The following is a 23,044-nucleotide window of genomic DNA, read 5'->3' as shown; positions in this document are numbered from 1 at the left end:
CCCGTACTACCGCCGGACGGCAGCGCGCCCTGCGGTCAGTCGCAGCCGCAGCCGCTCGCCACGGCGGGCTGCGGCTCGGGCACGCCGATCTTCGGCAGGCCCAGCATGACCCCGGCCGGCTTGGCCTGCTCGGCGGCGTTGCGCTTCTCCCAGGCGTCGCCCGCGCGGGTGCGGCGCACGTCGAGCACCGCGCCCTCGGCCAGGAGGTGGTGCGGGGCGGCGTAGGTGATCCCGACGGTCACCACGTCGCCGGGACGGACCTCCTGGTCGGGCTTGGTGAAGTGCACCAGGCGGTTGTCGGGGGCGCGGCCGGAGAGGCGGTGGGTGGCGCCGTCCTTGCGGCCCTCGCCCTCGGCGACCATCAGCTCCAGGGTGCGGCCGACCTGCTTCTTGTTCTCCTCCCAGGAGATCTCCTCCTGGAGGGCGACGAGACGCTCGTAGCGCTCCTGGACGACCGCCTTGGGGATCTGGCCGTCCATCTCGGCGGCCGGGGTGCCGGGCCGCTTGGAGTACTGGAAGGTGAAGGCCTGGGCGAAGCGGGCCTCGCGCACCACGTGCAGGGTCTGCTGGAAGTCCTCCTCGGTCTCGCCGGGGAAGCCCACGATGATGTCGGTGGTGATCGCCGCGTGGGGGATGGCGGCCCGCACCTTCTCGATGATCCCCAGGTAGCGCTCCTGCCGGTAGGAGCGGCGCATCGCCTTCAGCACCGGGTCCGAGCCGGACTGGAGCGGCATGTGGAGCTGCGGCATCACGTTCGGCGTCTCGGCCATGGCGGCGATGACGTCGTCCGTGAAGTCGCGCGGGTGCGGGGAGGTGAAGCGGACGCGCTCCAGGCCCTCGACGGAGCCGCAGGCGCGCAGCAGCTTGCTGAACGCCTCGCGGTCGCCGATGTCCGAGCCGTAGGCGTTCACGTTCTGTCCGAGCAGGGTGATCTCGGAGACGCCCTCGGCGACCAGTGCCTCGACCTCGGCGAGGATGTCCCCGGGGCGGCGGTCCTTCTCCTTGCCGCGCAGCGCCGGGACGATGCAGAAGGTGCAGGTGTTGTTGCAGCCGACGGAGATGGAGACCCAGGCCGCGTAGGCGCTCTCGCGCCGGGTGGGCAGCGTGGAGGGGAACGCCTCCAGGGACTCGGCGATCTCGACCTGCGCCTCCTCCTGGACGCGGGCGCGCTCCAGCAGGACGGGCAGCTTGCCGATGTTGTGCGTGCCGAAGACGACGTCGACCCAGGGGGCGCGCTTGACGATGGTGTCGCGGTCCTTCTGCGCCAGGCAGCCGCCGACCGCGATCTGCATCCCGGGTCGGCTCGCCTTCTTCGGGGCGAGGTGGCCGAGGTTGCCGTACAGCTTGTTGTCGGCGTTCTCGCGCACGGCGCAGGTGTTGAAGACGACGACGTCGGCGTCGCCGTCGGAGCCCTCGGGGGCGCGGACGTAGCCCGCGTCCTCCAGCAGCCCGGACAATCGCTCGGAGTCGTGGACGTTCATCTGGCACCCGTAGGTGCGTACTTCGTAGGTGCGCGTGCCGCCCACTGACTGGCTCCGGTCGATGCTGCTCATGGCAATAAGGGTAGGCGGTCCGCGGCGGTGTCCCGGGCCGCCTGTGGACAACCGGGGTCCCGGCAGGTCAGGGCTGGTCAGGGCTCGATGAGGCCGGCGCGGATCGCGTACCGGGTGAGTTCCAGCCGGTCGCGGACGCCGAGCTTCTGGAGGAGGTTGGCGCGGTGCCGTTCGACGGTCTTGGCGCTGATGAACAGCAGCTCGCCGATCTCCTTGGAGGTGTGCCCCTCGGCGACGAGCTTGAGGATCTCCTCCTCGCGTTCGGTGATGGGCCGCTCGGGCAGGCCGTCGCCGCTGTGCAGGCGCTCCACGTAGGAGCGGACCAGGGCCCGTTCCGCACCCGGGTAGATGAACGGCTCGTCGCGCACGGCCGCCCGGCACGCCTCGACCAGGTCCCGGTCGGCGACGGACTTGAGGACGTATCCGCAGGCGCCCGCCTTGAGCGCCTCGAAGAAGTACTGCTCGTTGTCGTACATGGTCAGGATGAGGATGCGCAGCCCGGGCAGGCGGCGGGAGAGTTCGCGGGCCGCCTGGAGGCCGGTCATGCGGGGCATGGCGACGTCCAGCACCGCGAGGTCGACCTCGGTGGCCCGTGCCGCGGCGACCGCCTCGGCGCCGTCACCGGCCTCGGCGACGACCGTCAGGTCCGGTTCGCCGTCCAGGATGAGGCGTACGCCGCGGCGTACGAGGGTGTGGTCGTCGGCGAGCAGGACGCGGATCGGGGGCCGTGCGTGCATCAGGGGCGGTCTCCGGGGCGGTCGGCGGTGCGCTCCTGGCGGGGGATCCCGGCCGGAACGTGGGGGTCCCCGGCCGGGAGGGGGACGCGCAGGCGTACGTCGGTGCCCCCCGTGGGGGCGGGTGCGAGGTGGATCTCGGCTCCGATCAGCAGGGCCCGTTCGCGCATGCCGCGGATTCCGGCGCCCTCGGGGGCGGTTCCGAGGCCGGTGCCGTTGTCGCGGACGAGCAGTTCGATGCCGCCGGGCAGCGGGCGCAGGGTGAGGTCGGCGCGGGTGGCGGCGGCGTGGCGGGCGGTGTTGGTCAGTCCCTCCTGGGCGACCCGGTAGATCACCAGTTCCGCCTCCGGGGTGAGCGGGGGCAGGTCGCCGGGGACGTGCGGGGCGACGGTCAGCCCGTGGTGCGTGAACTCGGCGGCCAGGGCGCGCAGGGCGCTGGCGAGGCCGAGTTCCTCGAGGACGCCGGGGCACAGCCGGCGGGCGATGCGGCGGATCTCGTCCAGACCGGCGCGGGTGGCCTCCTGGGCGAGGGCCACCTCCTCGCGCAGTTCGCCGGGCACCCGGTCGGCGACGCGCTTGAGCTGGAGGAGCACGGCGGTGAGGGTCTGGCCGACCTCGTCGTGCAGCTCGCGGGCGATGCGGTGGCGCTCGCGCTCCTGGGCGTGCAGGGCGCGGCCGGCACCGGCGGCGCGTTCGGCGCGGAGCCGGTCGAGCATCGTGTTGTACGTGGCGATCAGCTCGGCCGCCTCGGCGGGTCCGGCGACCTCGGGGCGGGCGCCGGGCACCAGCAGATCGGCGGTGCTCATGGCGCGGCCCAACCGGCGCAGCGGGGTGAGTCCGAGGCGCAGCACGAACGCGTTGCCGGCCAGCAGGGCGGTGAGGCCGCCGAGCAGGATCAGTGCCTCGTGCGGCAGTACGGGTGTCGACACCGTGACCGGTCCCAGCAGCAGCGCGGTGGCCGCGAACAGGCCCGCCGCGTTGAGCGAGAAGATCCGCCAGAACAGCGACACGGTCCGCTTCCCGCTCCTCCCGGACTTCGCCCACAACACGGCCGGAACCAGTCTGGCCGCCCGGGACCGATTCCGTATATCCGTCACGACACCCATACCGCCACGGTACGTGCGGGTGACAGCATGGCGAGGTCGCGCGCATGTCACGGAACGTGCGCGCGCAGTGCTGCGGGGCCTGCCGGGCCGGCAGACGCGGGCAGGACCGGCGAGCCCGGCGGGACCCGCGAGAACGCGAAGACGAATGGAATGAGGGAAGACCCGTGTCCGCTCCACGCCTGAGGGCGACGCCGCTGCCGGGTATCGGGGTCCAGTACGACCTGGTGACCCGGGAACACGGCCACCTGTCGGTGGTGGCGCACCGCGACGGCGCCCGCACGGTCAACGTGTACCGGGCCGACGACCCCGACTCGTGCGCCCACTCCCTCCGGCTCACCGGCCAGGAGGCGGTCGCGCTGATCGACACGCTGAAGCCGTCCCACCACAGCGCGAGCCTGCTGTACACGTCCGACCTGGGGCTGGTCGCGGAGCGGATCGAGGTGTCCGCGACGTCCCGCTGGAACGGGCGGGTGCTGGGCGACACGCGGATGCGCACCGACACGGGCGCGTCGGTCGTGGCGGTGCTGCGCCGGGCCGAGGCGATACCGTCGCCCGCACCGGACTTCCGGCTGGCTGGTGGTGACATCCTGATCGTCATCGGCACCCGTGAGGGCGTCGACTCGGCCGCGGCGATCCTCGGGCAGGAGTGAGCCCGTGCACTCCGCGGTTCTGCTGATCGAGTTCGGTTCCATCATCCTGGGGCTGGGGCTGCTCGGCCGGTTCGCCGGCCGCTACCGCCTCTCCCCCATCCCGCTGTACCTGCTGGCCGGCCTGGCCTTCGGCGAGGGCGGGCTGCTGCCGCTCGGCGCGAGCGAGGAGTTCGTGGCGACCGGCGCCGAGATCGGCGTCATCCTGCTGCTGCTGATGCTCGGCCTGGAGTACACGGCCGGTGACCTGGTCACCAACCTCAAGTCGCATTATCCGGCCGGTCTCGTCGACTGCGCCCTGAACGCCGTGCCCGGCGCGGTGGCCGCGCTGCTGCTGGGCTGGGGCCCGGTGGCCGCCGTCGTGCTGGCCGGCGTGACGTGGATCTCGTCGTCCGGAGTCATCGCGAAGGTCCTCGGCGATCTGGGCCGGGTCGGCAACCGGGAGACCCCGGTGATCCTGAGCGTGCTGGTCCTGGAGGACCTGGCGATGGCGGTGTACCTGCCGATCGTCACCGCGCTGGTGGCCGGCGCCGGGCTGATGACCGGCAGCATCACCCTGGCGGTCGCGCTGGCGGCGGCCGGACTGGTCCTGTTCGTGGCGGTCCGCTACGGCAGGCTGATCTCCCGGTTCGTCTCCAGCGACGACCCGGAGAAGCTGCTGCTGGTGGTGCTGGGCCTGACGATCCTGGTCGCGGGTGTCGCGCAGCAGCTCCAGGTGTCGGCCGCGGTCGGGGCGTTCCTGGTGGGCATCGCGCTGTCCGGTGAGGTCGCCGAGGGCGCGCACACGCTGCTGAGCCCGCTGCGGGACCTGTTCGCCGCCGTCTTCTTCGTCTTCTTCGGCCTGCACACCGATCCGGCCAGCATCCCGCCGGTGCTGCTGCCCGCGCTGGCGCTGGCCCTGCTCACCGCCGGGACGAAGATCGCCACCGGCTACTGGGCGGCGCGGCGCGCCGGGATCTCCGTCAAGGGCCGCTGGCGGGCGGGCGGCGCGCTGGTGGCGCGCGGCGAGTTCTCCATCGTCATCGCCGGTCTGGCGGTGTCCGCCGGGATCGAACCGTCCCTGGGTCCGCTGGCCACGGCCTACGTCCTCATCCTGGTCGTCCTCGGCCCGCTCACCGCCCGTTTCACGGAGCCGCTGGCGATGCGCCTGTTCCCGCGGCGCGGCAACCCCGACCGGCCGGCGGACATGCCCGACGGCACGCCCCGGGCCACGGAGGCGTCGGTGGGCGACTGATCCCGGTCCGGGCCGCCGTCACCCGGCGTCGCCCGCCCGCGGGGTGTCCGCCGCCCCGTCCCGTGCCCCGGGCACCCACCCCTGCCGCCGCAGCACGCCCGCCACGTCCGGCGCCTCGTAGTGGTCGCCCTTGAGCACCTTGCCGTCGGCCCTGCGGCTGACCCGGCCGTCGGGGCCCAGCTTGGTCATGTTGGAGCGGTGGACCTCGGCGATCACCGCGTCGAGGTCGATGCCGTGGACGAGGGCGGTGCCGTAGGCGACGTAGACCACGTCGGCCAGCTCGTGGGCGAGCCGGTCGAGCGGGCCGGTGACCGACACCTCGGCGACCTCCGCGGCCTCCTCGGTGAGCAGTTCGCGGCGCTGGGCGGCGAGGGCGGGCGGGACCTTTGCCGGCGTGCTGCGGGCGTCGAGGCCGAAGGCGAGGTGGAAGGCGCGGACGAGGTCGGCGGGCGAGGTGGTGCTCATGCCGACGACTGTAGCCAGTGGCACCGACAGCGCCTCCTCTCCGGCGCTCGGCCCTGGTCAGCGGCGATGCGGGCTGGCAGGATCGCGCCCATGTCCTCGAAGTTCCCCCGTGCCGGCGGGCGCGGTGTCCTCACCGGCGGGGCCGCCGGCGTCGTCGCCCTGGCGCTGCTGCTGTGGTGGCTGCTGCCGCTCGGCGAGAAGCCGCCGAGCGGGACGATCACGTTCACCACCGGCACGCGCGCGGGGGTGTACCAGAAGTACGGCGAGCTGCTGCGCACCGAGCTGCGCAAGGACATGCCGGGCCTGAAGGTGCGGCTGATGACCAGTGCCGGATCGCAGGAGAACGTCGAGCGGGTGGCGTCCGGGAAGGCCGACTTCACCATCGCGGCGGCCGACGCGGTGGAGACGTACAAGATCGCCGACGGGGCCGGTGCCGACCGGCTGCGCGGTGTCACCCGGCTCTACGACGACTACGTGCAGCTCGTGGTCCCGACCGGTTCGGACATCCAGTCGGTCGCCGACCTGCGGGGCAAGCGGGTGGCCATCGGGCTGCCGAACTCCGGGGTGCGGCTGATCGCCACCCGGCTGCTGAGGGCCGCGGGCATCGACCCGGAGCGCGACATCACGCCCCGGTCGGACGGGATCGACACCGGTCCCGGGCGACTGGGAGACGAGCTGGACGCGTTCTTCTGGTCGGGCGGGCTGCCGACGGACGGGCTGAGGGAGATAGCCGAGTCCGCCACGTTCCGGTTCGTGCCGATAGGCGGAGACCTCGTCGCCAAGCTGCACGAGGCCGGCGGCGCGACCCGCTACTACCGCTCGACGAACATCCCCGAGTCGGCGTACCCCACCGTCCAGAACGGCGCCGTGGTGCCCACCATGGCGGTGTCGAACCTGCTGATCACCCGCGCGGACATGGATCCGCGGCTCACCGAGTGGCTGACCCGGGCCGTGCTCGACAGCCGGGACGGCATCGGGGCGCACGTCCACTCGGCGCAGCTCGTGGACCTGCGCACGGCGATCTACACCGACCCGCTGGAGCTGCACGAGGGCGCCCGGCGCTACTACCGGTCGGTCAAGCCGTAGGACCGCCGGGGCTCAGTGCCGCTCGGGGCCGCCGCGGGTTCCCGACCTCGGCACGGTGACCGTCACCACCAGCCCGTGGGGTTCGTGGTGGCCGAAGGAGATCGACCCGTCGCCGGCGGCGAGCAGCGCCTGGCAGATGGACAGGCCGAGCCCCGAGCCCTTGATGTTCTGATGCCGTCCGCTGCGCCAGAAGCGGTCGCCGACCCGGTCCAGCTCCTCGTCGGTGAGGCCGGGTCCGTTGTCGGTGACGACGACGGTGGCGGCGGTGCCGGTGGAGCCGGCGGTGACATGAACGGTCTCGCCGGCCGGCGTGAACTTCACCGCGTTGTCGATGACCGCGTCCAGCGCGCTGGACAGCGCGACCGGGTCCGCCCAGCCCGTGGTGGGAGGGCAGTCCCCCTCCAGCCGTACGCCCTTGGCGCCCGCGGCCGGTGCCCAGGCCGCGACCCGTTCCGCGGCCAGCGCGCCGATGTCGGTGACCTTGAGGTCGGCCTGGCTGTGCTCGGCCAGCGCCAGGTCGAGCAGGTCGTCCAGGACGCGTGCCAGGCGCTTGCCCTCGGCCTGGACGGAGGCGATCTCCTCGTTGCCCTCGGGCAGTTCGAGCGCGAGCAGCTCGATGCGCAGCAGCAGGGCGGACAGGGGGTTGCGGAGCTGGTGCGAGGCGTCGGCGACGAAGGCGCGCTGCTGCTCCAGGGCGTCCTCGACGTGGTCGGCCATCTCGTTGAACGACCTGGCCAGGCGGCGGAGTTCCGGTGGTCCCCCGGCCGCGGCCACGCGGGACTTCAGCCGTCCCGTGGCGATGTCGTGGGTGGTGGCGTCCAGGACGCGCACGGGTCGGAGCACCCAGCCGGTCAGCCGGAGCGCGGCGCCCACGGCGAGCAGCATGGCCGCGATCTCGCCGGCCGCGATGACGAGCCAGCCGCGCAGGGTGCGCGAGCGCATGGCGTCGGTGGGCGAATCGGTGACCACGACGGCGACGACGTCCCCGTCCCGGATGACCGGCGAGGCGACCACGAGCCGGCCGTCCTGCCAGGGCCACACCTGCTGCGGGTCGTGGCTGCGGCGGCTGAGCAGCGCCTCGTCGAAGGCCTCGCGCACCTCGCCCGTCCGGGGCAGGAACCAGGTCGTCGGCGCGTTGGCCATGGGGATGTGGGAGCGGTAGAAGACGCCCGCCTGGATGCCGTAGACCTCGTAGTAGCTGGTGAGTTCCGTCTGCAGGGTCTCCAGCCGCTCGTCGGTCGTGGTCTGCCGGGAGCCGCCCGGCGGGGACTCGGTGACGAACTGGGCGAGCGCCGCGAAGCGTGCCGTGTCGTCGATGCGGTCGACGACGACCTGCTGCTGTTCGGCGCGGGCGACGCTGACGGCGAGGGGGACGCCGAGGGCGAGCAGCACGGCCGCCATCAGGACGATGAGCAGCGGGAGCAGGCGAGTGCGCACCCGGCCCCGCTAGGCGGCGGGGGCGACGAGGCGGTAGCCGACGCCGCGGACGGTCTCGATGAGTGCCGGCATGCGCAGCTTGGCGCGCAGCGAGGCGACGTGCACCTCCAGGGTGCGCCCGGTCCCTTCCCAGCTCGTGCGCCACACCTCGCTGATGATCTGCTCCCGGCGGAAGACCACGCCGGGGCGCTGCGCGAGCAGGGCGAGCAGGTCGAACTCCTTGCGGGTGAGCTGAACGGCCGTGCCGTCGACGCTGACCTGGCGGGTCGGCAGCTCGATGTGCACGGCGCCGAGGCGCACCACGGTCTCGGCGGCGCCCGGCACGTCCTCGTGGGCGGTGCGCCGGCTGACGGCGTGGATCCGGGCGAGCAGTTCCCCGGTGTCGTACGGCTTGACCACGTAGTCGTCGGCTCCGAGGTTGAGGCCGTGGATGCGGGAACGGACGTCGGAGCGGGCGGTGACCATGATCACCGGGGTACCGGTGCGCTTGCGGATCTTGCCGCAGACCTCGTAGCCGTCCTGGTCGGGCAGGCCGAGGTCGAGCAGGACGACACCGAAGCAGTCGCCCTCGGGGACGAGCGCCTGGAGCGCCTCCTCACCGTTGCGGGCGTGGGTGACGTCGAAGCCGTGCCGGGCGAGGACCGCGGACAGTGCGGCGGCGACGTGGTTGTCGTCCTCGACGAGCAGCAGTCTCATGCGGGCCTCCTCCGGTTCATCGGCCGTACGTGCGGGACGGGTACAACGGGCGGGTGCGGAGAGTGCGCACGCGCGCGTGTGCCCAGTGCAGTGACGCCGATGGAGGGGTGCCGCGTCAAGAGGGTTCGGGTCCGGGCCGCTCGAAGTTATCCGGCCGATATGCTCCCAGCTCAGCCGAGCCACGGCATGCGTCCGACTGCTACCGGATCGTGATGCTCAGATTCCCCTCAGATGTAGAGACGCAGGTCGGCAGGCGTTACTACTGTCCTCCGAAACCCGAGGAGGACGGAGCACGAAAACGATGACCGAAGTATCGGTGGCCAAGGAAGACGTGGCCGCGACCGGCGAACTGGTCGTGCTGAGGAATGTCAACAAGCACTTCGGCGCGCTGCACGTGCTCCAGGACATCGACCTGACGATCACCCGCGGCGAGGTCGTCGTGGTCATCGGGCCCTCCGGGTCGGGCAAGTCCACGCTGTGCCGCACCATCAACCGCCTGGAGACCATCGACTCCGGCACGATCGCGATCGACGGCAAGCCGCTCCCCGCCGAGGGCAGGGAACTGGCCCGGCTGCGCGCCGACGTCGGTATGGTCTTCCAGTCCTTCAACCTGTTCGCGCACAAGACCGTGCTCGAGAACGTCACCCTGGGCCAGACCAAGGTCCGCAAGGTCGACGCCAAGAAGGCCGAGGAGAAGGCCCGGGCGCTGCTCGACCGGGTCGGCGTGGGCGCCCAGGCGGACAAGTACCCGGCGCAGCTCTCCGGTGGTCAGCAGCAGCGCGTCGCCATCGCGCGGGCGCTGGCCATGGACCCGAAGGTCATGCTCTTCGACGAGCCGACGTCGGCTCTCGACCCCGAGATGATCAACGAGGTCCTGGAGGTCATGCGCCAGCTCGCCCAGGACGGCATGACCATGATCGTGGTCACGCACGAGATGGGGTTCGCCCGGTCCGCCGCCAACCGCGTGGTGTTCATGGCGGACGGCCGCATCGTCGAAGAGGCCGCGCCGGACCAGTTCTTCAGCAATCCGCGCAGCGACCGCGCCAAGGACTTCCTGTCGAAGATCCTCCACCACTGACGGCTCGCGGCGCTGCCGCGGCGCACACCGCGCCGCGCGCTCCCTCGCCACCCCCCTGACGGCCCGCATCTTGATCGTTCGACCTCGATCGTCCGATCGCAGTTCGATCACAGCCAAAGGATGTTCACCATGAAGCTCCGCAAGGTCACCGCCGCCTCGGCCACCGTCCTCGCCCTCGCCCTGACCGCCACCGCGTGCGGCGGCGACGACAAGGACGACAACGGCTCCTCCGGCGGCGGCAAGAAGATCTCCATCGGTATCAAGTTCGACCAGCCCGGTCTCGGCCAGAAGACGCCGAGCGGCTACGAGGGCTTCGACGTGGACGTCGCCAAGTACGTCGCCAAGAAGCTCGGCTACACCGAGGACCAGATCGAGTGGAAGGAGTCGAAGAGCGCCGACCGCGAGACCATGCTGCAGCGCGGTGACGTCGACTTCATCGCCGCCACGTACTCGATCACCCCGGCCCGCCAGGAGAAGGTCGACTTCGCCGGCCCGTACCTGCTCGCCCACCAGGACGTGCTGCTCCGCGCCGACGACGACAAGATCAAGAAGCCGGAGGACCTGAACGACGCCAAGCTCTGCTCGGTCACCGGCTCGACCTCGGCGCAGAACGTCAAGGACAAGCTGGCGCCCAAGGCCAACCTGCAGAAGTACCCGACGTACTCGGCCTGCCTGACCGGTCTGCAGAACGGCGCCATCGACGCGCTGACCACGGACGACTCGATCCTCGCCGGTTACGCCGCGCAGTCGCAGTTCAAGGGCAAGTTCAAGCTCGGCGCCTTCAAGATGACCAACGAGAACTACGGCATCGGCGTCAAGAAGGGCAGCGACCTCAAGGCGAAGATCAACGAGGCCCTCGAGGCCATGGTCGCCGACGGCTCGTGGCAGAAGGCCGTGGACACGAACCTCGGTCCGGCCAACTACAAGAACGAGCCCGCGCCGAAGATCGGTGACGTCAAGAGCTGAGGCAGCGCCTGACAGTGTGCGCCGCCCTCCGGAAGGGGCGGCGCACCGGGGCGGGCTTCCCTAACACGCGAAAGCGCGGGAGATCGTGTTCGACTTTCTTGAGGATTACGACCTGCTGGGAGCCTTCTGGACGACGGTACAGCTCGCTGTGCTCTCGGCCGTCGGCTCCCTGATCTGGGGTACCGTCCTGGCCGCCATGCGGGTCGGTCCGGTGCCGCTGATGCGCGGCTTCGGGACCGCGTACGTGAACATCGTGCGGAACATTCCGCTCACCGTCATCATTCTGTTCGCGTCGCTGGGCCTGAACCAGACCCTGGGCGTCAGCCTCGGCGCCGACGACTTCGATACGATCAACTTCCGGCTCGCCGTACTCGGGCTGATCCTCTACACCTCGTCCTTCGTCTGCGAGGCGCTGCGCTCCGGCATCAACACGGTGCCCGTCGGCCAGGCGGAGGCGGCCCGTGCGCTCGGCCTCAGCTTCGGCCAGGTGCTCCGGTTCGTGGTGCTGCCCCAGGCGTTCCGCTCGTCGGTCGTCCCCCTGGCGAACGTGCTGATCGCCCTCATCAAGAACACCACGGTGGCCGCCGCCATCGGTGTCGCCGAGGCGGCCCTGCTGATGAAGGAGATGATCGAGAACGAGGCGCAGCTCCTGCTGATCTCCGGGGTCATCGCCGCCGGGTTCGTGATTCTGACGCTGCCGACCGGCCTGATCCTCGGCTGGGTGGGCAAGAAGGTGGCGGTGAAGCGATGAGCTCCGTTCTCTACGACGCCCAGGGCCCGCGCGCCAAGCGGCGCAACGTCCTGTTCACGATCGTCTTCCTGGTCGCCGTCGCGGCCCTGGTGTGGTGGGTGTACGACGCCCTCGACGAGAAGGGCCAGCTCGACTGGGCCAAGTGGGAGATGTTCTTCACCAGCAGTGAGCCCTGGTCGACGTACATCTGGCCGGGCCTGGAGAACACCCTGAAGGCCGCCGCTCTCGCGGTGATCATCGCCCTGCCGCTCGGCGCCGTCCTCGGTATCGCCCGGCTGTCCGACCACGCCTGGGTCCGGGTGCCGGCCGCGGTCGTCGTCGAGTTCTTCCGGTCCATCCCCGTGCTGGTCCTGATGATCTTCGGCCTCGCCCTGTTCGCCGAGTACACCGACGTCAGCTCGGACGACCGCCCGCTGTACGCGGTGGTCACGGGCCTGGTGCTCTACAACGCCTCCGTCCTCGCGGAGATCGTCCGCTCCGGCATCCTGGCCCTGCCCAAGGGCCAGGCCGAGGGCGCCATGGCGATCGGCCTGCGCAAGGGCCAGGTCATGCGGCTGATCCTGCTGCCGCAGGCGGTCACCGCGATGCTGCCGGCCATCGTCAGCCAGCTCGTCGTGATCCTCAAGGACACGGCGCTCGGCGGCGCGGTCCTCACCTTCTCCGAGCTGCTCGCCTCCGCGAACACCATGAGCAGCTACTACGGTGCCAACACCATCGCCAGCTTCACCGTGGTCGCGGTCATCTACATCGCGCTCAACTTCGCCCTCACCAGCTTCGCCAGTTGGCTGGAGCGGCGGCTGCGCCGGGCCAAGAAGTCGACCGGTGCGGTGCTGAAGGCCGATGACACCCAGCAGAGCGCGGGAGCGGCAGTCTGACGGCTGGTCAGTTCGGGTGACCGTCAATGGAGGCAGTGGCATGATCGCCACTGCCTCCGTCGCTTGACGCGGGCACCGGCAATGGGTTGCATACGTTATGTGACCGTGCACCCTGCTCAAACGTTCTGTTCACCCACGTCCCCCGGGACGCCGCGACGGGCAGGGGGCGCCGCACCGTGGACCCGGTGATCATCGCCGGAGCGGGGCCCGTCGGGCTCACGCTCGCCCTGGCGCTGGCGCGTCAGGAGGTGCCCTGTGTCGTCCTCGGCGAAGGACCGGGCACGGACGAACCGCGCCACGCGCGCACCGTCGTGCTGCGCGAGGACACGGTCGCCCTGATCGGGAGACTGACCGGGATCCCGCTGGACGGGGCCGGTGCCCGTTGGGCCGGATGGCGGTCGATGCGGCGCAAGCAGGTGACGCGCGAGGTCGCGTTCGGCGACGCCGATCCCGCGCCGCTGCACATCGCCCAGCACCTGCTGACCGGCGCCCTGCGCGCGGCGCTGGCCCGCAAGTCCCTGGTGAGGATCGCGGTGGACAGCCGCCTTGACGGCGTCGAGCAGGAGTCGTCCGGGGTCACCGCCCACACCCGCGGCCCCAAGGGCACGTGGTGGCGCGGCAGTTACCTGGTCGGCTGCGACGGTCCCCGCTCGACCGTGCGCAAGCTCCAGGACATCCGCTTCCCCGGCCGCACGGCGGTGGAACGATACGCCGTCGCCGCGCTGCGCACCGAACTCCCTTGGAACGACCGGGCGTTGCTGCACCGTGCGCCGCCGTGGCGGACGTCGGGCCCGTCGGCGGGCGAGATCGTCGGCCGCCCCCTGCCGGACGGCGTGTGGCGCCTGGACTGGCTGCTGCCGCCCGGCAAGGACCTGGTCACACCCGAACTGCTGGTGAACCGGATCCGGGAGACCCTGACGGGCTGGGGCGACGGGACCGCTGCGCCGTACGAGCTCCTCGACACCGGCGTCCACACGGTCCACCACCGGCTGGCCCGGCGCTGGCGGGTGGGCCGCGTGTTCCTCGCCGGGGACGCGGCGCATCTCCTCGGCGCGCTGGGCACGCAGGGGCTCGAGGAGGGGCTGCGGGACGCCGACAACCTCGCCTGGAAACTCGCCCTGGCCTGGCACCACGGGCCGCACGAGGCGCTGCTCGACAGCTACCAGGAGGAACGGCGCACGGCCGTCGCCGGACGGTTGCGCGCCGCCGACCAGGTGCTTCCGCTGCTGCGCGGCGGCGGGGGGCTGCGGTCCTACGTCCCCGGCTCGGCCCGGGGCAACGACGCGCTGCTCGCCGACGGTCACCTGGGGCGCGGGACACTGGGTGCGCCGGGCGTGTACGCCGCTTCGCCGCTCACGCCGGCGCGCCTCGACGGGGAGGTGTCCGTCGGCACACCGCCCGGAAGCCCCGTCACCGACGTGAGGGTCACGGCGGAGGACGGCACGTTCGTGCGGCTGCGGGACCGACTGGGGCGCGGGGCGCTGCTGGTGGTGCTGGTCGCGCCGGGGACGGGGGTGTGGGACCGCAAGCACTGGGTGACGGCCGGCGTCATGCCGCGGCTGGCGGCGGCGGTGACGGCGCTGCCGCACCGTGCCGAGCTGCTGGTCGCCGAGAGCTATCCGGGCGCCGCGGCGCACACCGTGCTGCTGGTCCGTCCCGACGGCCACCTGGTCACGGCGCTGAACGGGGTGCGCCCGGCCGACCTGTACGCGGCGGCCGAGGCGGCGCTCGGCGGGGCGGTGGAGGCGTCCTCGGAGGAGAAGGCGGAGGCCAGGGCAGGGGCGGAGGCCGCGGCCGGGGCCCGGTGAGTGGCGGTGCCGGCGGCGGTCTTTCCGGCGCGGGGCCGGTGGGCGGGGGCCGGCCGCCCGCCGACTGTGTCGTGCCCACCGCCGCCGTCCGCAGGGTGACGGTCGGTTGACCGGCCGTCGCCGTCATGGTCTACTCCGGACCGTGACCGACACCGATGTGCGCCTGTGGCGGAGGGTCCACATGGACCTCGTCCGCTACGCGGGCTGCGTGTGTCGTCCGTCCTGCTGAATTCGCCTCCCTTTTCTTCGTGCGCGCCGCCGCTCGTGCCGCCGCGCGCTCCACGCGAACCTTCAGGACGGTACCCGTGTCTGTCTCCTCCCCTGTCCCCTCCTCGACGGCTTCCCGCGCTCCCGCGCCGACGAAGGCCGACCTCCTCGGCTTCGTCCGGCGCGTCGCCGCCGACGCCGGGCTGATCGCCTCCCTCCCGCTCGACCCGGAGGGCCGTACGTGGGTGCGGCTGGCCGGCCCCGGCGGCAGCGAAGCCTGGCTCATCGGCTGGCCGCCCGGCACCGGCACCGGCTGGCACGACCACGCCGACTCGGTGGGTGCCTTCGTGACGGCCGCCGGAGAACTCAGGGAGAACGCGCTCGCCGCCCGCCTGCCCACCGACGGCTGGAAGACCCTGGAACTCACCGACGGTGTGGACCGCGAACGCCGGCTGCCCGCCGGGGAGGGACGCGCCTTCGGGCGGCACCATGTCCACGAGGTGCTCAACGAGTCGCCCGACCGGCACGCCGTCTCCGTGCACGCCTATTACCCGCCCCTGCCGCGGATCCGCCGTTACAGTCGCACGGGCCAGGTCCTGCGCCTGGAAGAGGTCGAGCGTCCGGAGGACTGGCAGTGAGCGAACCGATCGGGATCGACGCGGTGCTGGAGCGGGTGCGCGAGGGGTACGCCCGCATCGAACCGCGCGCCGCGTACGGCGCCGCCGAGACCGGCGACGCGCTGCTCGTCGACATCAGGTACGCCGCCCTGCGTGATGCCGACGGGCTGATCCCGGGCGCGCTGGTGGTCGAGCGCAACGAACTCGAATGGCGCCTGGACCCGCGGGGCAGCCACCGCCTGCCCGAGGCCACCGGCCACGACCTGCGTGTCGTCGTGGTGTGCAACGAGGGCTACGCCTCCAGCCTCGCCGCGGAGTCCTTGCACCGCCTGGGTCTCCACCGGGCCACCGATCTGGTCGGCGGTTTTCAGGCGTGGCGCGCGGCGGGCCTGCCGGTGACGGCCGTGACGGCACCGGGCTGACGGAGCCGACGGGTCCTGCGCCGGCGGGACCCGGACCGGCGAGTTCGGCATGCCGCGTGACGGCGAGGACGGTGGGGCATGCGAAAGACGCCCACCCCTCGGGGGCGCGAGGTGTTCCGGCGCGGTCAGAACCCCTCGTCGCCGAGGAAGTCCGTGTCCTCGCCCTCCTCCTCCAGCGCCTGCCGTACCACTCTCAGGGCCATGCCCTCGGGGTAGCCCTTGCGGGCCAGCATGCCGGCGAGGCGGCGCAGTCTCTTGTCGCGGTCGAGTCCGCGGGTGGCGCTCAGCTTCCGGGCGACGAGTTCGCGTGCGGTCTCCTCCTCCTGCTCGGAGTCCAACTGGGAGACCGCCGCGTCGATCAGCGTGGAGTCGACTCCCTTGGTCCGAAGCTCCCGGGCGAGGGCACGACGGGCCAGCCCCCGGCCGTGGTGCCGGGACTCGACCCAGGCGTCGGCGAAGGCACTGTCGTTGATCAGGCCGACCTCCTCGAACCTGGACAGCACCTCCTCCGCGGCCTCGTCCGGGATCTCCCGCTTGCGCAGGGCGTCGGCGAGTTGCTTGCGCGTGCGCGGGGTCCCGGTGAGCAGGCGCAGGCAGATCGCCCGCGCCTGCTCCACCGGGTCCCGCGGAGGTTCCCCCTTCTCGGCCCTCGACGAGGAAGTGGCACCTCCGTCCTCGGTGAACGGCTCCGCGTCCTCGCGGCGACGGCGCCCGCGCGGGCCGCCCGCCCCGCGAGCCCGGCCGCCGCCCCGGCGTGAGCCGCCGTCACGGCCCGCGTCCTCTTCGGGCCACGGCTCTGTGGTGAGGTACGCCGCGGAGGGGCCGTCCGCCGCGGCGAACGCGTCCGTCCCGTACGGAGCCGCCGCCGCTCCGTACGCGCCGTCCCCCGCCGCCCCGGCGGAACCCTCGTCGCCCGGTCGCGGCCGCTCACGCTCCCGCGCGGCGCCGTCCGGACGGGCGGTGTACTCGGCCCAGTCGGTACGTCGTGTCACGGATCAGCTCTTGGCTGCCGCGGCCTTGGACTTGGTGGCCTTGGCCGTCGCGGGGGCGGGCACCGCCGGTGCGGCGTCGGCGGCGGAGACCGCGGCGTCCGTGCCCGGCTCGGCGGCCGGCTCCTCGGGACGCACGCCGACGCCCAGCTTCTCCTTGATCTTCTTCTCGATCTCGTTGGCGAGGTCGGGGTTGTCCTTGAGGAAGTTGCGCGCGTTCTCCTTGCCCTGGCCGAGCTGGTCGCCCTCGTACGTGTACCAGGCACCGGCCTTGCGGACGAAGCCGTGCTCCACGCCCATGTCGATCAGGCCGCCCTCGCGGCTGATGCCCTGGCCGTAGAGGATGTCGAACTCGGCCTGCTTGAAGGGCGGCGCGACCTTGTTCTTGACGACCTTGCAGCGGGTCCGGTTGCCGACCGCCTCCGTGCCGTCCTTCAGGGTCTCGATGCGGCGGATGTCGATGCGCACCGAGGCGTAGAACTTCAGCGCGCGGCCACCGGTCGTGGTCTCCGGGGAGCCGAACATCACGCCGATCTTCTCGCGGAGCTGGTTGATGAAGATCGCGGTGGTCTTGGACTGGTTGAGCGCGCTGGTGATCTTCCGAAGGGCCTGGCTCATCAGACGGGCCTGGAGACCCACGTGGCTGTCGCCCATCTCGCCCTCGATCTCCGCGCGCGGGACGAGCGCGGCGACCGAGTCGATGACGATGAGGTCGAGGGCGCCGGAGCGGACCAGCATGTCCACGATCTCCAGGGCCTGCTCGCCGTTGTCCGGCTGGGACAGGATCAGGTTGTCGATGTCGACGCCGAGCTTCTTCGCGTACTCGGGGTCGAGGGCGTGCTCCGCGTCCACGAACGCGACCTGACCGCCGGCCTTCTGCGCGTTGGCCACGGCGTGCAGGGTCAGGGTCGTCTTGCCCGAGGACTCGGGGCCGTAGATCTCCACGACACGGCCGCGCGGGAGGCCGCCGACGCCGAGCGCCACGTCGAGGGCGGTGGACCCGGTCGAGATGACCTCGATGGGCTCCCTCGACCGCTCGCCCATGCGCATGACCGCGCCCTTGCCGAATTGCCGTTCAATCTGTGCGAGCGCGGCGTCCAGGGCCTTCTCGCGGTCGGTTCCTGCCATGGGTTCCACCCGGTTTGCTTGATTCGATCGCTTCACGTCAAAGACGCTAATGCCTGCCACTGACAATGCGCCTCGATGCGGGTCCGGCCTGTGGATAACTCGGGCACTTCTCCGTCCAAACCCAGTCGAATCGCCCGTCACGAGCCTCGCCGGAGCCTCCATAAGAATGGATGTTCGATTTTTGTGTCAAGCGCACCACGCGGCACCTCCGAGCGTACGCCGCCCCGTCCTGGGGCTAGAGTGCGCGGACGGGACGCCGCGCGAAGAGGGGGCACCATGGCCAAGGTCAGCATCAGTCTCGACGCCGAACTGGTGGTGGAGGTGATGGTCCTGGCCGGCATCGGCTCGCCCCAGGACGCCGTCGAGGCGGTGGTCCGCGACTACATCGCGCGCGGCCACCGCACGGAGACCCGTACGGGCGCCACGGACCGCAACCTGCGCGAGGCCGACGTCAAGCCGCAGGACGCGCAGGGCTGAGCCCGCCGGTGACGCGGCACGGTGCCGTCCTTGCCGGACGGCACGGTGCCGCCGGTGCCGCGCCGGCTCCTCAGACGGAGCCCCCCTGCCCGGAGCCCTCCTCGCCGGTGGACTCCTCACCACGCCGCCGCGCCCACAGCTTGCGCGCGCGCATGAAGGCCCCCGGACCGCCCCCGCGGCGGTCGCGGTGCCCGTGGACACGAGGGTCGTCCGTCACGTCGTACCGCTTGACGTACGCCCCGAGGAACGCCTGCAGCGTGGCGACCGCCGGGATGGCGATCAGGGCACCGACGGCGCCGAGCAGCGCGGTGCCCGCGATGACCGAGCCGAACGCGACCGCGGGATGGATGTCCACGGTCTTCGACGTCAGCTTGGGCTGCAGCACGTAGTTCTCGAACTGCTGGTAGATCACCACGAAGACCAGCACCCACAGCGCGTACCAGGGGTTGACCGTGAAGGCGATCAGCATGGGCAGGGCGCCCGCGAGATAGGTGCCGATGGTGGGGATGAACTGCGACACCAGGCCCACCCACACGGCGAGCGCGGGCGCGTAGGGCACCGCCAGGATCTCCAGCAGGATGTAGTGGGCGACGCCGGAGATCAGCGCCATCAGCCCGCGCGAGTACAGGTAGCCGCCCGTCTTGTCGACGGCGATCTCCCACGCGCGCAGCACCTCGGCCTGCCGGGCGGGCGGCAGGACGGAGCACAGCCCGCGCCGCAGCCGGGGGCCGTCGGCGGCGAAGTAGAACGAGAACAGCAGGATCGTCAGGAGCTGGAAGAGGCCTCCGAGGACCTGGGCGGACACGTCCAGGACGCCGGTGGCGCTGTTCTGCACGTAGTTGCGCAGCCAGTCGGAGCGGAGCAGGCCCTCCTGGACGTCCACCCTTCTCAGTTCGGTGTGGAAGTGGCCGTTGATCCAGTTGATCACGGAGTCGAGGTAGTCCGGGAAGTCCTCGACCATCTTGACGATCTGGCCCGCGAGCATCGAGCCGAGCAGCGTCACGAACCCCGCGGCGGCGATGAGCACGGTGAGGAAGACGAGGAAGGTCGCCAGTCCGCGGCGCATGCCGCGCGCGGCCATCCAGCTCACCGCGGGTTCTATGGCGAGCGCCAGGAAGAACGCGATGAGGATGTTGATCAGCAGGCCGGTGAGCTGGTGGAAGGCCCAGCTCCCCAGTTGGAAGACGGCGACCAGGGAGAGGGCCAGCACCATGGCCCGCGGCAGCCACCGCGGCATGCGCGCACCCGGTCCCGCGCTGCCACCGTTGGGGGGAGGAGCGGGCGGCGTCGTGCCGGACGGGGAGTCGTGCCGGGTCGTCCGCCCGGTCTCGTCTGTGGATGCCACGCACCAAGTCTCACCCACGCGCGTGACGGCGATTCCCCGGTCGCCGGTGTTCGTGACCGACGTGACAGCGATTCCCCGGTCCCCGGTCTCCGTGACCCGTCAGCGCTGCTCCTGTGGCACGTTCATGACGGTGCAGACCACACGCCACACGTCCTTGGCGTCCCAGCCGGCGTCCAGTGCCTCGTGCACCGTACGACCGCCGAGTTCCGTCATGACGTGATCGCGCGCGAAGGTCTCGGCGTACCCCCGGCCGAAGTGCTCCGTCATCCGCTCCCAGAAGACCGTCAACCGCATGACTCCAGTATCCCGCCCCTGAGAGTGGGCCCGGCGCCGGGACCGGGTGCCGGGGCGCTTTCCGTCCTACGGTCTGACGCATGGCCGAAAACGGAGCTTCCCCACTCCCCCCGACGCCCCCGGCGCGCACCCCGCTCGCGCGCGCGGAGCACTTCGTCTGGCTCACCGCGCGCGTGCTGGAGCAGCGCCTGTTCGCCCACCACTTCCGCGGCGGCGGCGCCGACCCGGTGGAGACCGCGCTGGACGCCTACCGCAACGAGGACGGCGGATACGGCCACGCGCTGGAGCCCGATCTGCGCGGCCCGGTCAGCCAGCCGCTGCACACCGCGCACGCCCTGGCCGTCCTGGACGCCGTCGGACGGTGCGGCGGGCAGCGCGTGGAACGCGTGTGCCGCTACCTGACCTCCGTCTCCACCGCCGACGGTGCCCTGCCGGCCCTCCTTCCCAGCCAGCGCGGTTACCCGACCGCGCCCTTCGTGCCCGTGGTGGACGACCCGCCCGGGGACCTGCTCGCCACCGGTCCGGTGGCCGGTCTGCTGCACCGCAACGAGGTCTGGCACGCCTGGCTGTTCCGGGCCACGGACTTCTGCTGGCGGGCGGTCGAGTCGCTGGGGACCACGCACCCGTACGAGGTGGAGGCCGCCGTCACCTTCCTGGACTCCGTCCCCGACCGCCCGCGCGCGCGGGCGGCGGCCGACAGGCTGGGCCGCCTCGTGCGCGAGCAGCGCCTCGCGGTGCTGGACCCCGACGACCGTGACGCGTACCCGGTCCCGCCGGGCTACGCGCCGGGCGAGCACCACTTCCCGCACGACTACGCGAGGGATCCGCTCTCCCTCGCGCGCGCGTGGTTCACGGACGCCGAGATGGCCCGGTCCCTCGACTTCCTCTCCGCGGAGCAGCACGAGGACGGCGGCTGGCCCGTGCGGTGGCGCCGGTGGGCACCCGCTCCGGCGCTGGAGGCGCGCCCCCGGGTGACGCTGGACGCCTTGCGCACCCTGCGGGCCTACGGCCGCCCCCTCGGCTGACCGGGCCGGCCCTCCTCAGCCGCCCAGGGCCCGCACGCCGGCGGTCACGGCGACGGCCGCCGCGACCACGAGCAGGAACGGTGCCCGCAGCAGCAGGGCCACGGCGGCCGCGGCGACTCCCGCGGCCCGCGCGTCGAGGACGAGCGCGTGTCCGTCCGCGAAGGTCTGCTGGGCGGTGAGCGCGGCGAGGAGGGCGACGGGCAGCAGGGCGGCGAGCCGCCTGACCACCGGCCGCTCCAGGGCGCCCGCGGGCACCAGCAGCCCGATGAGCTTGACGGCGTAGCAGCCGACTGCGGTCACGCCGATCGCGATCCAGATGTTCACCGCTCTCCCTCCCGGCCGGAGCCCTGGACGGGGCCCCGCGCGCCGTCCCGCCCATCGTCCTCTGCGTCCTTGCGCGGGGATGCCGCCACGGTTTCGCTTCCGCGGCGTCCCCGCGCCCACAGGACGGCCGGCGCCGCCAGGGCCGCCACCAGGACGGGCACGCCGGCGGGCAGGACGGGCAGCAGACCGAGCCCGAGGAGCACGGCCAGGGCGGCGACCGCCCGCTCGGTGGTGGTCTTCAGCATCGGCGCGAGCAGAGCGAGGAAGACCGCCGGTCCGGCCGCGTCCAGGCCCCAGGCGTCGGTGTCCCCGATGGCCTCCGCGCCCATCGCGCCGAGCAGGGTGGTGAGGTTCCACAGCACGTACAGGGTGAGTCCGGTGACGGTGAACCCGATCCGCACCGCGCGCCGCGTTGGCTGCGCGAGCGCCACGGCGGTCGTCTCGTCGATCACCCACTGCGCGGCGAACGGCCGCACCGCGCGCGGGAGGGCCAGCAACTGCGAAAGACGCAGTCCGTAGAAGGCGTTGCGCACGCCGAGGAAGAAGGCCCCCGCCGCGGCCGTGAGCGGATTGCCGCCGGCCGCGAGCGCCCCCACGAGCGCGAACTGGGACGCCCCGGTGAAGACGAGGAGGCTGAGCGCGCACGTCTGGAGCAGCGTGAGTCCGCTGCCCGCCGAGGTCACCCCGAAGGCGAACCCGGACAGTCCGACGGCGACGCCCACTCCGAGGGCGTCCCGTACGACCGCGGAGTCCGGTTTGCGTGCGGTGTCCGTTTCCCTGTTCCCGTCCCTGTCCGTGACCGGGACGACTGTCTGATCTGCCACATGTCGGACGGTAGGAGAAGTCGCCGCCGCGCGTCTTGTACGTTCTTGCGCTCCCGCCGGTAGGCGCCGGGAGGCACCCCCACGATGCGGGTGAAGTGCCGGTTCAGGTGGGGCTGGTCGGTGAACCCCACGGCGACGGCCGCCTCGGCCGGGGTCGTCCCGGCGTCCAGCATCCGCCGGGCCCGGCGCACCCGGGCGTCCGTCAGCCAGGTGTGGGGCGGCATCCCGTACGCGTCCCGGAAGGCCCGCAGCAGTGCGAACGGGCTGCTGCCGAGTTCCGCGGCCAGCGCCTCCAGGCTCGGCGGGTCGGCCATGCGCTCCTCCAGCGCGGCATGCGCGCGTGCCGCGACGCGGGCGCCGGCGGTCCGCACGTCCCGCCTCGGCAGCGGGCCTCCGTTCAGCCGCAGCAGCCGGGTCACGGCCACGCGCAGCAGGGTGTCGGCGGCGAGCGCGTTGCCCTCGTCGGTGGCCCGCAGCACCCGGTGCACCAGCTCGACGCTGTACGGGTCGTCGAGCACCGGCCGGACGAACCCCGGCGTCCCGCGCAGGGTGGTCGTCTCCGCCGCGATCGCGGCCACCACCTCGGGTGCGGGATACACGGCCCCGTATCGCCAGCCCTCCGGTGTCCCCGCGCGTCCCGTGTGCGGGGTGTCGGGGTTGACCAGGGCGAGCGATCCGGCGGCCGCGTACTGGTCGCTCCCGCCGTGGTGGAAGATCTCCGCGCCGTCGGCGATGGCGGCGATGACGAAGTGCTCGTGCGTGTGACGGACGAAGGTCTTCCGTATGTACTGGGCCCGCAGCAGGTCGACACCGGGCAGCTCGGCGTACTGCCAGTGCCGTGCCCGCTCACCCGATCCCGCCATGGGTCCATTCTCCGCCACGCCCGGCGAGCCGCCCGCCCCGGCCCGTTCGCCCGGCTCGGGCCGATTGTCAGTGCCCGGGTGCACGATGGATCC

Annotated in this window: 25 protein-coding genes and 1 pseudogene; 13 read left to right on the top strand and 13 right to left on the bottom strand. The window is 72.2% G+C overall.

Annotated elements, in window-relative coordinates:
- Positions 1-35 precede the first annotated feature (35 nt).
- The 3 genes from miaB to ACH499_RS12140 form a co-directional block, all read right to left on the bottom strand.
- Positions 36-1,553, bottom strand: coding sequence for a tRNA (N6-isopentenyl adenosine(37)-C2)-methylthiotransferase MiaB (gene miaB / locus ACH499_RS12150; RefSeq protein ID WP_399015220.1), 1,518 nt, complete (start codon positions 1,551-1,553; stop codon positions 36-38).
- Positions 1,554-1,630: 77 nt separating this feature from the next.
- Positions 1,631-2,290, bottom strand: coding sequence for a response regulator transcription factor (locus ACH499_RS12145; RefSeq protein WP_356203200.1), 660 nt, complete (start codon positions 2,288-2,290; stop codon positions 1,631-1,633).
- Positions 2,290-3,393, bottom strand: coding sequence for a HAMP domain-containing sensor histidine kinase (locus ACH499_RS12140; RefSeq protein WP_399015218.1), 1,104 nt, complete (start codon positions 3,391-3,393; stop codon positions 2,290-2,292). Before ACH499_RS12140 ends, ACH499_RS12145 begins: the two co-directional genes overlap by 1 nt.
- Before the next feature lie 164 nt (positions 3,394-3,557).
- On the opposite strand from ACH499_RS12140, the gene ACH499_RS12135 reads away from it, so the two are divergent.
- Positions 3,558-4,043, top strand: a complete 486-nt coding sequence (locus ACH499_RS12135; RefSeq protein ID WP_356203197.1) for a TrkA C-terminal domain-containing protein — start codon at positions 3,558-3,560, stop codon at positions 4,041-4,043.
- A gap of 4 nt (positions 4,044-4,047) precedes the next feature.
- Positions 4,048-5,274, top strand: coding sequence for a cation:proton antiporter (locus ACH499_RS12130; protein ID WP_356203196.1), 1,227 nt, complete (start codon positions 4,048-4,050; stop codon positions 5,272-5,274).
- Positions 5,275-5,292: 18 nt separating this feature from the next.
- On the opposite strand, the gene ACH499_RS12125 is transcribed toward ACH499_RS12130, so the two are convergent.
- On the bottom strand, positions 5,293-5,739 hold the full coding sequence (locus tag ACH499_RS12125; RefSeq protein ID WP_356203195.1) for a MazG nucleotide pyrophosphohydrolase domain-containing protein: 447 nt from the start codon (positions 5,737-5,739) through the stop codon (positions 5,293-5,295).
- 90 nt (positions 5,740-5,829) lie between these two features.
- Here ACH499_RS12125 and ACH499_RS12120 point away from each other — a divergent pair, with 90 nt between their 5' ends.
- Positions 5,830-6,825 carry a TAXI family TRAP transporter solute-binding subunit gene (locus ACH499_RS12120; RefSeq protein WP_399015215.1) on the top strand — a complete coding sequence of 332 codons (996 nt, stop codon included), beginning with the start codon at positions 5,830-5,832 and terminating at the stop codon, positions 6,823-6,825.
- A gap of 12 nt (positions 6,826-6,837) precedes the next feature.
- Here the strand turns inward: ACH499_RS12120 and ACH499_RS12115 are convergent, their stop codons facing one another.
- Together ACH499_RS12115 and ACH499_RS12110 are read right to left on the bottom strand one after the other, a co-directional pair.
- Positions 6,838-8,262 carry a HAMP domain-containing sensor histidine kinase gene (locus ACH499_RS12115; RefSeq protein WP_356203193.1) on the bottom strand — a complete coding sequence of 475 codons (1,425 nt, stop codon included), beginning with the start codon at positions 8,260-8,262 and terminating at the stop codon, positions 6,838-6,840.
- A 9-nt stretch (positions 8,263-8,271) separates the two neighbouring features.
- Positions 8,272-8,958, bottom strand: a complete 687-nt coding sequence (locus ACH499_RS12110; protein WP_356203191.1) for a response regulator transcription factor — start codon at positions 8,956-8,958, stop codon at positions 8,272-8,274.
- 301 nt (positions 8,959-9,259) lie between these two features.
- Between ACH499_RS12110 and ACH499_RS12105 the strand changes: the two genes are divergently transcribed.
- The 8 genes from ACH499_RS12105 (at position 9,260) to ACH499_RS12070 (ending at position 15,682) form a co-directional block, all read left to right on the top strand.
- Complete coding sequence (locus ACH499_RS12105) at positions 9,260-10,036, top strand: amino acid ABC transporter ATP-binding protein (protein ID WP_356203189.1); 777 nt, start codon at positions 9,260-9,262, stop codon at positions 10,034-10,036.
- Between the two features lie 129 nt (positions 10,037-10,165).
- Positions 10,166-11,002: a glutamate ABC transporter substrate-binding protein gene (locus ACH499_RS12100; RefSeq protein ID WP_356203188.1), complete on the top strand. Its 837-nt coding sequence runs from the start codon at positions 10,166-10,168 to the stop codon at positions 11,000-11,002.
- An 85-nt stretch (positions 11,003-11,087) separates the two neighbouring features.
- Positions 11,088-11,753 carry an amino acid ABC transporter permease gene (locus tag ACH499_RS12095; RefSeq protein ID WP_356203186.1) on the top strand — a complete coding sequence of 222 codons (666 nt, stop codon included), beginning with the start codon at positions 11,088-11,090 and terminating at the stop codon, positions 11,751-11,753.
- Positions 11,750-12,628, top strand: coding sequence for an amino acid ABC transporter permease (locus ACH499_RS12090; RefSeq protein WP_399015212.1), 879 nt, complete (start codon positions 11,750-11,752; stop codon positions 12,626-12,628). Before ACH499_RS12095 ends, ACH499_RS12090 begins: the two co-directional genes overlap by 4 nt.
- 176 nt (positions 12,629-12,804) lie before the next feature.
- Positions 12,805-14,436, top strand: coding sequence for an FAD-dependent monooxygenase (locus ACH499_RS12085; RefSeq protein WP_399015209.1), 1,632 nt, complete (start codon positions 12,805-12,807; stop codon positions 14,434-14,436).
- A gap of 142 nt (positions 14,437-14,578) precedes the next feature.
- A complete protein-coding gene (locus ACH499_RS12080; RefSeq protein WP_311605579.1) occupies positions 14,579-14,665 on the top strand; it encodes a putative leader peptide in 87 nt (28 codons plus the stop codon).
- Between the two features lie 76 nt (positions 14,666-14,741).
- Entirely contained in the window at positions 14,742-15,281 is a 540-nt protein-coding gene (locus tag ACH499_RS12075; RefSeq protein ID WP_399015207.1) for a cysteine dioxygenase, read from the top strand.
- Complete coding sequence (locus tag ACH499_RS12070; RefSeq protein WP_399015205.1) at positions 15,278-15,682, top strand: rhodanese-like domain-containing protein; 405 nt, start codon at positions 15,278-15,280, stop codon at positions 15,680-15,682. Before ACH499_RS12075 ends, ACH499_RS12070 begins: the two co-directional genes overlap by 4 nt.
- 125 nt (positions 15,683-15,807) lie before the next feature.
- On the opposite strand, the gene recX is transcribed toward ACH499_RS12070, so the two are convergent.
- Together recX and recA are read right to left on the bottom strand one after the other, a co-directional pair.
- Positions 15,808-16,674 (bottom strand): recombination regulator RecX, encoded by an 867-nt coding sequence (recX, locus tag ACH499_RS12065; protein WP_399015203.1) that lies wholly within the window; start codon positions 16,672-16,674, stop codon positions 15,808-15,810.
- A gap of 3 nt (positions 16,675-16,677) precedes the next feature.
- Positions 16,678-17,799: a recombinase RecA gene (recA, locus tag ACH499_RS12060; RefSeq protein WP_356203177.1), complete on the bottom strand. Its 1,122-nt coding sequence runs from the start codon at positions 17,797-17,799 to the stop codon at positions 16,678-16,680.
- A gap of 276 nt (positions 17,800-18,075) precedes the next feature.
- On the opposite strand from recA, the gene ACH499_RS12055 reads away from it, so the two are divergent.
- Positions 18,076-18,276 (top strand): DUF2191 domain-containing protein, encoded by a 201-nt coding sequence (locus ACH499_RS12055; protein ID WP_399015199.1) that lies wholly within the window; start codon positions 18,076-18,078, stop codon positions 18,274-18,276.
- Between the two features lie 70 nt (positions 18,277-18,346).
- On the opposite strand, the gene ACH499_RS12050 is transcribed toward ACH499_RS12055, so the two are convergent.
- Both ACH499_RS12050 and ACH499_RS12045 read right to left on the bottom strand, forming a co-directional pair.
- The gene (locus tag ACH499_RS12050; protein ID WP_356203173.1) at positions 18,347-19,621 is read right to left on the bottom strand and encodes an AI-2E family transporter; all 1,275 of its coding nucleotides are present in this window, start codon (positions 19,619-19,621) and stop codon (positions 18,347-18,349) included.
- A 99-nt stretch (positions 19,622-19,720) separates the two neighbouring features.
- Entirely contained in the window at positions 19,721-19,915 is a 195-nt protein-coding gene (locus ACH499_RS12045; RefSeq protein WP_356203172.1) for a DUF3046 domain-containing protein, read from the bottom strand.
- An 80-nt stretch (positions 19,916-19,995) separates the two neighbouring features.
- Between ACH499_RS12045 and ACH499_RS12040 the strand changes: the two genes are divergently transcribed.
- The gene (locus ACH499_RS12040; RefSeq protein ID WP_356203170.1) at positions 19,996-20,940 is read left to right on the top strand and encodes a hypothetical protein; all 945 of its coding nucleotides are present in this window, start codon (positions 19,996-19,998) and stop codon (positions 20,938-20,940) included.
- A 15-nt stretch (positions 20,941-20,955) separates the two neighbouring features.
- Here ACH499_RS12040 and ACH499_RS12035 read toward each other — a convergent pair whose 3' ends face one another.
- From ACH499_RS12035 to ACH499_RS12025, 3 genes and pseudogenes are all read right to left on the bottom strand, one after another.
- Entirely contained in the window at positions 20,956-21,264 is a 309-nt protein-coding gene (locus ACH499_RS12035) for an AzlD domain-containing protein (protein WP_356203169.1), read from the bottom strand.
- Complete coding sequence (locus tag ACH499_RS12030; protein WP_399015196.1) at positions 21,261-22,088, bottom strand: AzlC family ABC transporter permease; 828 nt, start codon at positions 22,086-22,088, stop codon at positions 21,261-21,263. Before ACH499_RS12030 ends, ACH499_RS12035 begins: the two co-directional genes overlap by 4 nt.
- A gap of 113 nt (positions 22,089-22,201) precedes the next feature.
- Positions 22,202-22,951: pseudogene (locus ACH499_RS12025) on the bottom strand (AraC family transcriptional regulator); the annotation flags it as partial.
- Positions 22,952-23,044: the final 93 nt, after the last annotated feature.

The organism is Streptomyces sp. NPDC018947 (assembly GCF_044390505.1).
GTDB lineage: Bacteria > Actinomycetota > Actinomycetes > Streptomycetales > Streptomycetaceae > Streptomyces.
This window is presented reverse-complemented; position numbering and strand designations above follow the sequence as displayed.

Excerpts from the sequence above, each read along its gene's own strand:
- ACH499_RS12045 (WP_356203172.1), bottom strand. The coding sequence starts at position 19,915 with ATGCGGTTGACGGTCTTCTGGGAGCGGATGACGGAGCACTTCGGCCGG.
- ACH499_RS12090 (WP_399015212.1), top strand. The coding sequence starts at position 11,750 with ATGAGCTCCGTTCTCTACGACGCCCAGGGCCCGCGCGCCAAGCGGCGC.
- ACH499_RS12125 (WP_356203195.1), bottom strand. The coding sequence starts at position 5,739 with ATGAGCACCACCTCGCCCGCCGACCTCGTCCGCGCCTTCCACCTCGCC.
- ACH499_RS12055 (WP_399015199.1), top strand. The coding sequence starts at position 18,076 with ATGGCCAAGGTCAGCATCAGTCTCGACGCCGAACTGGTGGTGGAGGTG.
- ACH499_RS12120 (WP_399015215.1), top strand. The coding sequence starts at position 5,830 with ATGTCCTCGAAGTTCCCCCGTGCCGGCGGGCGCGGTGTCCTCACCGGC.
- ACH499_RS12140 (WP_399015218.1), bottom strand. The coding sequence starts at position 3,393 with ATGGGTGTCGTGACGGATATACGGAATCGGTCCCGGGCGGCCAGACTG.
- miaB (WP_399015220.1), bottom strand. The coding sequence starts at position 1,553 with ATGAGCAGCATCGACCGGAGCCAGTCAGTGGGCGGCACGCGCACCTAC.
- ACH499_RS12110 (WP_356203191.1), bottom strand. The coding sequence starts at position 8,958 with ATGAGACTGCTGCTCGTCGAGGACGACAACCACGTCGCCGCCGCACTG.
- recA (WP_356203177.1), bottom strand. The coding sequence starts at position 17,799 with ATGGCAGGAACCGACCGCGAGAAGGCCCTGGACGCCGCGCTCGCACAG.
- ACH499_RS12100 (WP_356203188.1), top strand. The coding sequence starts at position 10,166 with ATGAAGCTCCGCAAGGTCACCGCCGCCTCGGCCACCGTCCTCGCCCTC.
- ACH499_RS12105 (WP_356203189.1), top strand. The coding sequence starts at position 9,260 with ATGACCGAAGTATCGGTGGCCAAGGAAGACGTGGCCGCGACCGGCGAA.
- ACH499_RS12040 (WP_356203170.1), top strand. The coding sequence starts at position 19,996 with ATGGCCGAAAACGGAGCTTCCCCACTCCCCCCGACGCCCCCGGCGCGC.
- ACH499_RS12145 (WP_356203200.1), bottom strand. The coding sequence starts at position 2,290 with ATGCACGCACGGCCCCCGATCCGCGTCCTGCTCGCCGACGACCACACC.